At 56.0% G+C, this 11987-nt stretch carries 12 protein-coding genes; 9 read left to right on the forward strand and 3 right to left on the reverse strand.

Annotation, left to right across the window (positions count from 1 at the left end):
- Positions 1-36: 36 nt before the first annotated feature.
- Complete coding sequence (locus tag ACJJH9_RS03505) at positions 37-1569, forward strand: inactive transglutaminase family protein (RefSeq protein ID WP_444924331.1); 1533 nt, start codon at positions 37-39, stop codon at positions 1567-1569.
- Between the two features lie 9 nt (positions 1570-1578).
- A complete protein-coding gene (locus tag ACJJH9_RS03510; RefSeq protein ID WP_444924332.1) occupies positions 1579-2583 on the forward strand; it encodes an alpha-L-glutamate ligase-like protein in 1005 nt (334 codons plus the stop codon).
- 52 nt (positions 2584-2635) lie between these two features.
- Here ACJJH9_RS03510 and ACJJH9_RS03515 read toward each other — a convergent pair whose 3' ends face one another.
- On the reverse strand, positions 2636-3739 hold the full coding sequence (locus ACJJH9_RS03515; protein ID WP_444924333.1) for an acyl-CoA desaturase: 1104 nt from the start codon (positions 3737-3739) through the stop codon (positions 2636-2638).
- A 229-nt stretch (positions 3740-3968) separates the two neighbouring features.
- Positions 3969-4292, reverse strand: a complete 324-nt coding sequence (locus ACJJH9_RS03520) for a hypothetical protein (protein WP_444924334.1) — start codon at positions 4290-4292, stop codon at positions 3969-3971.
- Positions 4293-4854: 562 nt separating this feature from the next.
- Between ACJJH9_RS03520 and ACJJH9_RS03525 the strand changes: the two genes are divergently transcribed.
- The gene (locus ACJJH9_RS03525) at positions 4855-6858 is read left to right on the forward strand and encodes a hybrid sensor histidine kinase/response regulator (protein ID WP_444924335.1); all 2004 of its coding nucleotides are present in this window, start codon (positions 4855-4857) and stop codon (positions 6856-6858) included.
- A 52-nt stretch (positions 6859-6910) separates the two neighbouring features.
- Here the strand turns inward: ACJJH9_RS03525 and ACJJH9_RS03530 are convergent, their stop codons facing one another.
- The gene (locus ACJJH9_RS03530; RefSeq protein WP_252084804.1) at positions 6911-7714 is read right to left on the reverse strand and encodes an inositol monophosphatase family protein; all 804 of its coding nucleotides are present in this window, start codon (positions 7712-7714) and stop codon (positions 6911-6913) included.
- A 135-nt stretch (positions 7715-7849) separates the two neighbouring features.
- On the opposite strand from ACJJH9_RS03530, the gene trmJ reads away from it, so the two are divergent.
- From trmJ to hscB, 6 genes are all read left to right on the forward strand, one after another.
- Positions 7850-8641 (forward strand): tRNA (cytosine(32)/uridine(32)-2'-O)-methyltransferase TrmJ, encoded by a 792-nt coding sequence (gene trmJ / locus ACJJH9_RS03535; RefSeq protein ID WP_444924336.1) that lies wholly within the window; start codon positions 7850-7852, stop codon positions 8639-8641.
- A 106-nt stretch (positions 8642-8747) separates the two neighbouring features.
- Positions 8748-9224 (forward strand): Fe-S cluster assembly transcriptional regulator IscR, encoded by a 477-nt coding sequence (gene iscR / locus ACJJH9_RS03540; RefSeq protein ID WP_252084806.1) that lies wholly within the window; start codon positions 8748-8750, stop codon positions 9222-9224.
- Between the two features lie 64 nt (positions 9225-9288).
- Positions 9289-10503: an IscS subfamily cysteine desulfurase gene (locus tag ACJJH9_RS03545; protein WP_252085971.1), complete on the forward strand. Its 1215-nt coding sequence runs from the start codon at positions 9289-9291 to the stop codon at positions 10501-10503.
- A 27-nt stretch (positions 10504-10530) separates the two neighbouring features.
- Positions 10531-10953, forward strand: a complete 423-nt coding sequence (gene iscU, locus ACJJH9_RS03550) for a Fe-S cluster assembly scaffold IscU (protein WP_252084807.1) — start codon at positions 10531-10533, stop codon at positions 10951-10953.
- Between the two features lie 51 nt (positions 10954-11004).
- Entirely contained in the window at positions 11005-11316 is a 312-nt protein-coding gene (iscA, locus tag ACJJH9_RS03555) for an iron-sulfur cluster assembly protein IscA (protein ID WP_435583629.1), read from the forward strand.
- A 122-nt stretch (positions 11317-11438) separates the two neighbouring features.
- The gene (gene hscB / locus ACJJH9_RS03560) at positions 11439-11966 is read left to right on the forward strand and encodes a Fe-S protein assembly co-chaperone HscB (RefSeq protein WP_444898918.1); all 528 of its coding nucleotides are present in this window, start codon (positions 11439-11441) and stop codon (positions 11964-11966) included.
- Positions 11967-11987 lie beyond the last annotated feature (21 nt).

Here is an 11987-nt window from a genome sequence, read left to right on the forward strand (position 1 = left end):
TTCCTTTTGGAACCCTAGAGTTACGGGGAAGGGCGAATGTCGCCGCGCGTTCAAGTTTATGTTATTGCGGCATTGCTCGCATTGATCGGGGCGGGTCTCACCGCTTACAAACATTTCGAATTAGGTTTTCCACTGCTGCCGGGTGAATACCGTACTGTCTGGACCATTGAGGCCAAAGTGGGTTTTGATGCGGAGGGCGGCCCGGTAAAAGCTGCGCTGACTTTGCCCCGTGAGCAACGCAATATGGAAATCCTCGGCGAGACTTTCAGTTCCTCCGGTTTTGGCTTTTTTATCGCCCGGGAAAATGATGAGTATCGGGCAGTTTGGACGCGCCGCTCCGCCGAGGGACCCCAGTCCCTGTTCTATCGCTTGGATGTGTACCAGACTCCCGGTGCGGCGCTCGAACAGCCTTTGAATCTCAGCACCCAGGTACAGAAACCTTTCCTCGGTGCACGGGAGCAAGAAGCTGTGCGCCTGGCGATTGATTCGTTAGTTAAGCAGGCCCGCGAGCGCTCCTCCGACGTGGAATCTTTCACCACTCAATTGCTGTTTGAGCTGAACGACGATGGTAACCAGGATCGCAACCTGGTCTTCCGTCACTACACCGATAAATCCCTGGTGGATGTCGTTCTGCTGATGCTGGCCACCGCCGATATTCCCGCGCATCGCATCCGCGGCCTCTACCTTGAGGACGACCGTCGCCGCCTTGCTCCAGAGGATCTGCTCGAAGTTTACGATGGTCAGCGCTGGATTGTTTTCGAGCCAAGCAGCGGCTTGCCCGGAATTCCAGAAAACTTCTTTATCTGGCAGCGCGGTGGCAAGAGTCTGCTGGACCTGGAGGGTGGCCGCAATTCGCAGGTGACTTTCTCGGTCATTTCCAATGACGTGCCTGCACGGGATGTCTCCATGCGCAGCACAAAGGGCGAAAGAGAGGCGCTGGTGGATTTCTCCATCTACAGCCTGCCCATTGAGCAACAGAGCATCTTTAAATTGATTTTACTAGTGCCGGTAGGTGCCCTGGTGGTGGTGCTGCTGCGCATCTTTGTCGGCTTGCGCACTTCCGGTACCTTTATGCCGGTACTCCTGGCAATAGCCTTTATTGAAACTCAGCTGCTCACAGGGCTATCAATTTTTGTATTGATCCTGGTGCTCGGATTGTGGGTGCGTTTCTACTTGAGTCGGCTCAATTTGCTCCTTGTGTCGAGGATCGCCGCCGTGGTAGTCACGGTGGTTCTCATTATGGGGGTGATCAGTGTGGTCAGTTATAAGCTCGGAATTGAGCAGGCACTGACGGTGACCTTCTTCCCGATGATTATTTTGGCCTGGACTATTGAGCGCATGTCCATCGTTTGGGAGGAAGATGGCCCCTACGAGGTAATTGTACAGGCCGGCGGCAGCCTGCTGGTGGCTGTTTTGGCCTGGTGGGTGATGACTAACCGCTATGTGGAACACTGGACCTTTAATTTCCCCGAGCTGCTGCTGGTGCTGCTGGCCTTTATCCTGGTTGTGGGTAACTACACCGGTTATCGCCTCAGCGAGCTGATGCGTTTTCGGCCTCTGATCAAGTAGGGGGTTGCGATGCTTCAATTTTCATTCAAGCACATCATCAACAAGGTTCGCGGTGGTATGGTTTCGCCGATGGCCCTGAATGAGATGGGCATACTCGGGATGAATGCACGTAATATCAATTACATTGCGCGCTACAACGATCGGGAAAAATTCCCAATTGTCGACGACAAGCTGAACACTAAGCGAGCGGCCAAGCGCGCAGGCATACCAGTGCCGGAATTGATCGCGGCCTTTGAAACTCCGGCCAGCCGCAAGCGCGTGATGGAAGTGATCGATCCCCTGTGGAAGTTTGTAATCAAGCCCGCACGCGGTTCGGGGGGCAAAGGTATCCTGGTCATTGCCGGGCGCGATGGGGATAAGTACAAGAAGATTTCCGGCTCTGAAGTTGAAGCCCTGGATATTCTGCGTCACGTTAACAATATCCACAGTGGCCTCTACAGTCTCGGCGGCAAGCCTGACCGGGTAATGGTGGAGGCTCTGGTGGATTTCGACCCGGTGTTTCAGGATTACTCTTTCGAGGGAGTACCGGATATTCGCGTGATTGTGTTTCGCGGTTTTCCGGTGATGGCAATGCTGCGCTGTTCTACCCATAGCTCCGATGGTAAAGCCAATCTGCACCAAGGCGCTGTAGGAGTGGGTATCGACCTGGCCACCGGCAAGAGCTGCCACGCTGTACAGCGCGGCTTACGCATCCAGCACCACCCGGATACCAAGATGTCTTTCGGTGAGCTGAAGGTTCCGGGTTGGTTCGATCTGGTGCGTCTGGCGGCGAGCTGTTATGAAATGACCGGTCTCGGCTATCTGGGTTGCGATATCGTTTTGGATCGCGAGCGCGGCCCGCTATTACTCGAAGCCAATGCTCGTCCCGGTCTCGCAATTCAGGTAGCTAACGGTGTGGGTCTGCGCCAGCGCCTGCGTTTTATCGAGGGGCTGGATGAAGAGATGCTCGAGAAAGGGGTGGACGAGCGGGTGGCGTATTCCATGCGTGAATTCGCTGCGGAAAAAACCCTTTAACCCACTCGAAGGCAGTTGCCTATTGCCACTTTCCAGTATTTTCGCAGCACTGTTAGGAGGATGTGGCTGAGTCCGTCTGGCACTGCTTTATCAGTTTACTCAGACGCCGGCTCTGCATTTTCAAGCCGAACTCTAACTCCTTAACCTTGTTTTGAATTGCCAGCGAACGCCACTTCTCCGCGATTTTATCCCCGCGGCACTGGGCGCGCTGTAACTGCAGGTTTTTCCAGTTTTCCAGGGCCCTGGCGAATTGTATGGCCTCGTTCTCCAATAGTTTTAACCAGTCCTCCCGGTGTGCGCTGCCTCCGAGCTTCTCCTCCGCCTGGCTGAACTGCACCGACAGTTTGGCTTTCTGTATTTGCACCGCTGAGGGGGTTTTTAGGTCGTTGGTAATACCGACCCAGCTGAACAGCTTGATCATCCATTTAGTCGGGTCGTACGCAAACCAGCCAACGCCATTGCGATAATCCGCAGGAAAGGCGTGGTGGTAGTTGTGGTATCCCTCACCGAAAACCAACAAGTTCAGGAAGATATTATCTCGCGCACTGATATCGTTTTTGTAGGGGCGTTTGCCCCACATGTGCGCCAGGGAGTTGACCAAAAAAGTTGTGTGGTGGTTGACTACGATACGGAGTATTCCTGCGAGCAATAGCATACCGATCACATCGCCGGTGAAAAGCCCAAGCACTAGAGGAATACCCAGGTTCATACTGAGGGTGATGGGGATATAGTGATTGTGTTGCCACATCACGATCTTGTCCCGCTTCAGGTCCCCGACATTTTTATAATCCAAGTGGCTGCTTGGATATTCGTGCATCATCCAGTCGATATGAGAAAACCAGAAGCCGCGCATTGCTGAGTAGGGGTCGCGATCATTGTCGTCAATATGGCGGTGGTGCAAGCGGTGCGCAGCGCTCCAGGTCAGGGTGGAGTTTTGTAGGGCAGCCGCGCTGAACAAGGCAAAGAACAGGCGTAGAGACCAGTGGGCTTTATAGCTTCTGTGGGACCAGAGCCGGTGATTGCCTGCTGTTACCGAGAGACTGCACAAGGCGGCTAATAGAGCGAAGGCGAGCCACTGGTACCAGTGATATCCAACCATCAGCCCGTAGATGGGCACGGCGGTCAGGGCCAGGAAACCTGTACTGGCAAACAGCATTGTGGGAACCCAAAAGCATTTGCGCTTAGTTGTGGATGTTGGTGAAGCAGTATTCATAATTCGAGCCTGTTTGTGAAACGGCCTCGGGAAGCCCCGTATAGTTAGTGGCGCAGTTTTTCTATGATGTTATTTGGCGGTGTATTTCTGGGGATAATTTCCAGTTACCAATACGACGCTACACAGAGAATATAGATAATTATTGTGAGGAGGCGCAGTGGGCTTTTTACCGTCATCCATACTGCCAAGTGCTGCCCAGCCAGCTGAGACCCTTTCGCGGGAAAGGCGTGATGGGAGTTGTGATAGCCCTCGCCAAAAGCAAAAGCATGGATAACAGAGTTGTCCCGGGCCGCAATATCGCCCTGAATTTTCTTTTGCCCCAGTGGTGCCCCATTGAATTGAGAGCGAAGGCGGCATGGTGATTGATTACCATGCGCAAAACACCTGCCAGCAAAAACATGGCGACAATATCTCCGGTAATCAGACCGAGGATTAGGCCGAAAGCAAAGTTCATACTGGCGGCGATCAGCAGAGAGTGGCGGTGTTGCCCCATCACAATGTTGTCCCACTGAAGGCCTTTGGCATTGTTCTACCTAAGGGATATTTGTGGATCATCCAATCTAGTGACGCACAGAATTCCTCAGAGGCATTTTTTGCATCAGACCTCTGCTGGTTGCTGTCTTTGGCAGATTGCGCCTCTTTTTGGTGCGATATTTAGGTTTTTTGGCACTTGTTGGTTCATATTACTTGGTCGGCAGAAGATAAAGAGGTCGGTCACCGCAAAATCCTACGAGAAAGTTGGCATACCGATTGCAGTATTAGAAACGTACGGGACGCATGACCCGTACTTCGGGGAGTTTGCATGGGGTTATGGCAAACCGTTTCCAATGAGGAACTTCCCGTTTTCTCTCATCATCGCTGATTATGGCCCCGCTCTGCGGGGCCTTTTTTATTCTTCTATCGCTCTTTCCAAGCGCTCCCGCTCGAAAAAAATTTTATTTTTGTGACTCTGTGTGGAATTCTGATTGGCACTAATGCTTGGTAAATAGACGCCCTTTTCGCGCCTAGGTATAAATGCCCCTTTTTTTTGCCAGCAATGCCAACGAATCGAGTTAAGCGTGTCCGAATTTCAGAACCCCGTTCCGCCCCATCTCCCTTTCCTGCTGGCAACTCCAGAGGAGTTGCACTCTCTGGATGTACTGGAGCTCACACACCAAACCGGTCGCCTGCAGGGGCTGATGATGGATGTGGATTGCGGCCTATGGGAGTGGCACCTAAATAGTGGCGCCCAGCGCGCTCAGGGAGATATCTGGCATTTGTTTGCCGATAGTGCTGATCGCGCCCTTCAGGGGCTGTGGTCTGGCGCCGAGTTGCACCCGGTGCATTCTGATGAGCGTCACCGCATTTTTGCGTTACGCAAAAGGATCGCCAGCGAGGGTGGCTACTTCGACATCGCTTTTCGTGCCTACGACATCTCCGGACAAATGCGCTGGCTGCGCTTTTGTGGCCGGGCTACCACCAGTGCTGATGGCAGCGAGGTGATCGCGATTGGCACTTGTGCCGATTATAGCGAGGCACTTTCGCAGCGCTATCTGACCAATCTACCCAGTGAGCGACCGCTGCAGGCATTGTCCGGGGTGGGAGATGGTTTGTGGGAATGGGATTTACGCGCCGATGAAATGGTACTCGATGACGCCTGTTGGGGGATTCTTGGCTACGAGGTGAGCCCGATTCGCAGTATTGGGCGCTCTGCTGCGGAGCAATGGAAAGCGCGTATTCTCACCGAGGATATAGCCAGGGTGGAACAATCCATGTTGGACCATGTGCGCGACCGGCTGCCCCTGGATGTGGAATTCCGCCTGTGGCGCTCCGATGGCAGCTTGGTTTGGGTTCGCTGTCGCGGCAAGGCCCAACTGGACAGCCGCGGTCAACCGGTGAGGGTGTTCGGGGTTTTGCAGGATGTTAGCGCTGGACGTGAGAGCCAGGCGCGGCTGGAACGGGAGTTGCACCAGCAGCGCGAGGAAAATGCTCATCGAGCCGATCTTTTATTCAGCCTGAGCCACGAGCTACGGACCCCTCTCAACGCCATTCTGGGATACAGCCAAATGGTGGAATTGGATCAGAGCTTGAACTCCGACCAACGCCAGCGGCTGGGTGAGATTCGACGAGCGGGTCAACACCTATTGCACCTGGTGGGAGATGTACTGGAGCTCGCCCGTATCGACAGTCGGCGGCTCGGCCCTTCAATGGAATCGGTGCGCCCGGTGGAATTAGTGGCCGAATGTAAGCGCCTGCTGGAACCTCTGGCGGAGACCCGCCGGGTCAGTCTGGTCTACGAGCCTCTCGGCTGGGAATCCGCCTATATCTGCGCTGATCCGGTACGTTACAAGCAAGTGGTTCTAAACCTCGCCGGCAATGCAGTGAAATACAACCGGGATAACGGCAGGGTCATTATTAATTTTACTCCCCAGGCAGAGGGTTGGCTGCGCTTGAGTATTCTCGATACCGGTAAGGGCATTTCTCCGGATCGGCGCAGCGAGGTGTTCGAGCCCTTTAATCGTTTGGGGGAGGAAAAGGGCCATATAGAGGGGACCGGCGTGGGTCTGGCAATTGCCAAGCGGCTCACCGAGGCTATGGGTGGGCGAATCGACTTTGATAGTCAGGAGGGGCAGGGCTCAGTTTTCTGGATCGAATTCCCTATGATCGATGCGCCCGATGCCCTTATGAGCTTTTCCGCTCATCCACAGGAGCCTCCGCAGTTGCCGGAGGGGCGCGTGTTACTTGTGGATAACCGCCCTGCTGCGGCCGACCAGCTAAAGGAAATGCTGAAGGAGAGTCCCCAGGTTCAGTGCCTGATTGCCACCGATGTGGTGGAGGCAATTTTTATCGCGCGAACGCAGCGTCCCGATGTACTTTTGTTTCACAGTGAGGTGCCGGGCATGTCCGCTGCGGACCTAATCTCTATTTTGCAGGAGGATATCGCCACCAGAGCCATGCGCTTTGTACTGGTTGGTGAAAAACCCAGTGGGGAGAACTATCCGGCACTGCCGGCAGAGTTTGACTTTATGCAGTTGTCGCGCGTGCTGGCGGAAACCCTTGGACGGGCGGGTCGGCCAGTTTAGCGGCACCGTAACAGCTGGCCCGGCAGTCGCCGGGCCAGTGAGCGAATAAAGCTTAGCGCACGGAGCCCAGGTGCTTACCGACGATCTGCACCAGCGGCTTGAAGACTTTGGGGGTGGCACAGACCAGATTGCCGGATTCCAGGTAGTCCTCTCCACCGCGGAAGTCGCTGATTAAACCGCCGGCCTCTTTGACCAGTAGCGAGCCTGCAGCGATATCCCAGGTATTCAGATACATCTCCCAGAACCCGTCGAAGCGCCCGGCCGCTACATAGGCCAGGTCCAGTGCGGCGGCGCCGGGGCGGCGGATGCCGGCGGTCTGCCCGGCGATCTCTTTCAAAGCGCCCAGGTAGGGGTCGATGTTTTCCAGAGCGGGGCCATTGAAGGGTAGGCCGGTGCCAATTAGAGCGCCGCGCAGGCCCTGGCGGGGGGAAACGCGGATGCGACGGCCGTTAAGGGCCGCGCCGCGACCGCGGCTCGCGGTGAATTCTTCGCGCTTAATCGGGTCGAGTACCACCGCGTGCTCAATGCGGCCGCGGTAGCGGCAGGCGATAGATACCGCAAACTGGGGTACGCCGTGGATAAAGTTGGTGGTGCCATCGAGAGGGTCGATAATCCACTCGTAGTCGGGCTCGGCGCCTTCGATCAGGCCGCTCTCTTCAGCGCGGATGCTGTGCTTGGGATAGGCTTTGCGCAGGTGATAAATAATCTCCTGTTCGCTGGCCTTGTCCACTTCGGTGACGAAATCGTTGCGCGCCTTTTCCTCGAATTTCATCAGGTCGCCGCGCTCCCAGGCCCGTTCGATCAATTCTCCGGCCTTGCGCGCCGCGCGCAGGGCAATATTTAGCATGGGTTCCATAACTATTCCGCACTAAGTGGTTGAAGTGGTTAAAAAGCAGACCGCGGGTTAACCGCAGCGGACGCGATTGTATGGATTCCCGCTCCTTTTTGCTACACTCGCGCGCCCCCATGACACCGAATTATTACTTTCAGTATGGCCAAGTCCCCTTTAGACACGACTCCGCTCAATGCGCTCGACAATGTGCGCGTGGTTCTGGTTAACAGTGCCCACCCAGGAAATATTGGCGGTGCGGCGCGCGCCCTGAAGAATATGGGCCTGAGCCAGCTCTATCTGGTTGCGCCGCGGGAATTCCCTGCGGCCAATGCCGTGTGGCGCGCCGCCGGTGCGGCCGAGCTGCTCGACAGTGCAGTAGTAGTGGACACTCTGGAAGAGGCGGTGGCAGATTGCGGCCTGGTGGTGGCTACCAGTGCCCGCGAGCGACGGATTCCCTGGCCTCTGCTGACACCACGCCAGTGCGGTGAGCGCGCAGTGGCCGAGGCCTCCAGCCACCCGGTGGCGCTGGTGTTTGGTCGCGAAGACCGCGGCCTGACCAATGAAGAGCTTCAGGCGTGCAATTACCATGTGCATATTCCGGCCAACCCCGAGTACAGCTCTCTAAACCTGGCGACCGCCGTACAGGTGCTTTCTTATGAGGTGCGAATGGCGGCGCTGGAAGCAGAGAAAGGCGAGCCTGTAAGTTATGCAGACTGGGATCGCCCGCCGTCCAAAGCCAGCGATATGGAGCTCTATTTTGAGCACCTCCAGCAAGCTTTAGGTGAACTGGGTTTTATCGATCCGGATAACCCTCGCCAGACTATGACCCGACTGCGCAGGCTGTACAGCCGTGTGCGCCCGGATGATATGGAGCTGGGTATCCTGCGTGGCATGCTCACCTCCATCCAGAACTATATTCACCGCTCTGGTGGCAAGGGGCGTCCAGACTAGTTGAGTACCCGAGTACTTTGCTTGGTTATATACTTGACTAAGGTGCTGGGTTATTTCATACTCGCGCCCCGATCGGAAAAGGGCTGTTCATCAGTTGGGAGCTGGTATGCGTTTAACAACCAAAGGCCGCTATGCGGTAACCGCCATGCTGGATCTGGCGTTGCATGCAGAGCGTGGGCCGATCAGCTTGGCAGATATTTCCAAACGGCAGGGCATCTCCCTGTCCTATCTGGAACAGTTATTTTCCCGCCTGCGGCAATCCGGACTGGTGTCCAGTGTGCGCGGCCCCGGCGGTGGTTATCGTCTAGCCCGCGATGGCGAAGAGATTTTTGTGGCTCAGATCATTGATGCAGTCAATGAATCGGTGGATGCCACCAGCTGTGGCGGCAACGCCGATTGCGCCAATGGCGAACAGTGTCTGACCCATTACCTCTGGTCAGACCTGAGTGATCAGATTCACGGTTTCCTGAGCGGAATCAGCCTGGCCAACTTGGTGTCTCGCGCCGAGGTACAGGAAGTGGCACGCCGCCAGGATATGCGCGAAGCGCCGGAAGAGCGGGTCGCCGTACTCGGTGGCTTGTAAATATCGGTCACAACTGTGGCCAAAGCGGAATATTTGAGAATTATTGAGCGGAAACGGTATGACTATGAAGCTTCCCATCTACCTGGATTATTCAGCTACCTGTCCGGTTGACCCGCGTGTCGCTGCAAAGATGGCAGAGCAGCTGACGATGGAAGGCAACTTCGGTAACCCGGCTTCAAGGTCCCACCTGTACGGCTGGAAAGCCGAAGAGGCGGTGGAAAATGCCCGTCGTCAGGTGGCTGAGCTGATTAATGCTGACCCCCGCGAGATCGTCTGGACCAGTGGTGCCACCGAGTCCGATAACCTGGCGATCAAAGGTGCGGCGCACTTCTATCAGGGCCGCGGCAAGCACATCATCACCTCCAAAATTGAGCACAAGGCGGTACTAGACACCTGTCGCCAGCTGGAGCGTGAAGGCTTCGAAGTAACCTATCTGAACCCCCGTGAAGACGGCATTGTGACCCCGCAACAGGTTGAGGAAGCGCTGCGTGAGGACACCATTCTGGTAAGCCTGATGCACGTGAACAACGAAATCGGTGTAATTAACGATATCGCCGCGATCGGTGAGCTGTGTCGCTCGCGCAAAATTATTTTCCATGTGGACGCGGCGCAAAGCGCAGGCAAACTGCCTATCGACCTGCAGGAGATGAAGGTCGATCTGATGTCCTTCTCCGCCCACAAAATCTACGGCCCCAAAGGTATCGGCGCACTGTATGTACGCCGCAAACCCCGCGTCCGTCTGGAAGCGCAGATACACGGTGGCGGCCACGAGCGCGGTATGCGTTCCGGCACTCTGCCGACTCACCAGATTGTCGGTATGGGTGAAGCCTTCCGCATCGCCAAAGAGGAAATGGTGCAAGAGGGCGAGCGTCTGGTTTCCCTGCGCAACCGCTTCTGGGATCAGATCAAAGATATGGAAGAAGTCCATATCAATGGTTCCGCCGAACAGCGTGTACCGGGCAACTTGAACGTGAGCTTTGCCTTTGTAGAGGGCGAGAGCCTGATTATGTCCCTGCGCGACCTGGCAATTTCCTCCGGTTCCGCCTGTACCTCCGCCAGTCTCGAGCCCAGCTACGTGCTGCGCGCCCTGGGTGTAAACGATGAGCTGGCGCACAGCTCCCTGCGTTTCAGCTTCGGCCGTTTCACCAGCGAGCAGGACGTGGACACCGCCGCGGCCGCCGTGCGCAAGGCAGTGGAGAAACTGCGTGAATTGTCGCCGCTTTGGGATATGTACAAAGACGGTGTGGACCTGAACAAGATTGAATGGGCCGCTCACTAAGCGCGCACAAGAGTTAGGAGAAAAGTCATGGCCTATAGCGATAAAGTAATTGACCACTACGAACACCCCCGCAATGTCGGGCGCATGGACGACAAGGCGGACAATGTAGGCACCGGTATGGTGGGTGCGCCCGCTTGTGGTGATGTGATGCGCTTGCAGATCCAGGTGAACGACGCGGGTGTGATTGAAGACGCCAAGTTCAAAACCTACGGTTGCGGTTCCGCTATCGCCTCCAGCTCCCTGCTCACCGAGTGGGTGAAGGGGAAGACGATCGATGAGGCGGAGCAGATCAAAAATACCGCTATCGCCGAGGAACTGGCGCTGCCACCGGTGAAAATTCACTGTTCCGTGCTGGCCGAAGATGCAATCAAGGCCGCTGTACGCAACATCCGTGAAAAGCGCGGTGAGTCTGCCGAAGCCGCTGACGCGCCGGAATCCGCCGCAGGTTAACCACCGGGCCCAGGGCCCAATAGCAGTGAAGGTATTGTTTTGGCTATTACTATGACCGAGGCCGCTGAGGCTCATATCAAGAGTCAGCTGGCCAAGCGCGGTAAGGGAATCGGCATTCGTGTGGGTGTTAAGACCGCCGGGTGTTCAGGCCTTGCCTATGTACTGGAGTTTGTCGATTCGGCAGAGGCCGAAGACGTGGTATTCGAGCAGGATGGAGTAAAGCTGATCGTAGACCCCAAGAGTTTGGTTTACCTGGATGGTACCCAGCTCGACTTCGTTAAGGAAGGGCTCAACGAAGGCTTCACCTTCACCAATCCCAACGTCAAAAACGAGTGTGGCTGCGGCGAGAGTTTCCACGTCTGAGCGTGGCCCGCTTCAGCGAGGCCGGATGCACTGCGCATGCCGGCCTTTTTATTGGCCCGGCAGTTGCCGGGTGGGGCGCCGCCGCCCAGTTTTTAAGGCCCAGTGCCGGCAGGTGAACTGAGATGGCAACCAACCTGACCCATTTTGAAATATTCGGGCTTGACCCCGCCTTTGAACTCGATCGCAGTGCTCTGTCCGCACGCTATCGGGAATTGCAGCGGGAATTCCACCCGGATAAATACGCTTCCAAATCCGAGCGCGAACAGTTGCTCGCTATTCAAATGGCTGCGCAGATCAATGAAGCCCACACGGTACTTCGCGATCCGGTGCAACGCGCTGCTTACCTGCTCAAGTTGGCTGGGGTGGAAGTGCCACCTGAGCAGACTACCGCCGATACAGAGTTCCTGATGCAGCAGATGGTGCTGCGCGAGCGCCTGGAGGAAGTGCGCGAGCAAGCAAATCCCACTGTTGCCCTGGAGGAACTCGCCGAAGAGGTGGATGGCCTCTACCGCGGTGCGCAGCGGCAATTTGCTGAGACCTATGCCGTGGGCAAGTTTAGCGAAGCAGAAGACGCCCTGCGCAAGCAGCAATTCCTGGTCAAGCTGCAGTCGCAAGTGGAAGAGCTGGAAGCTGATCTGTTCGGCGATTAAACAAGCGCTACCAGAAAATAA

It is taken from the genome of Microbulbifer mixtoriginis (SeqCode) (genome assembly GCF_052466715.1).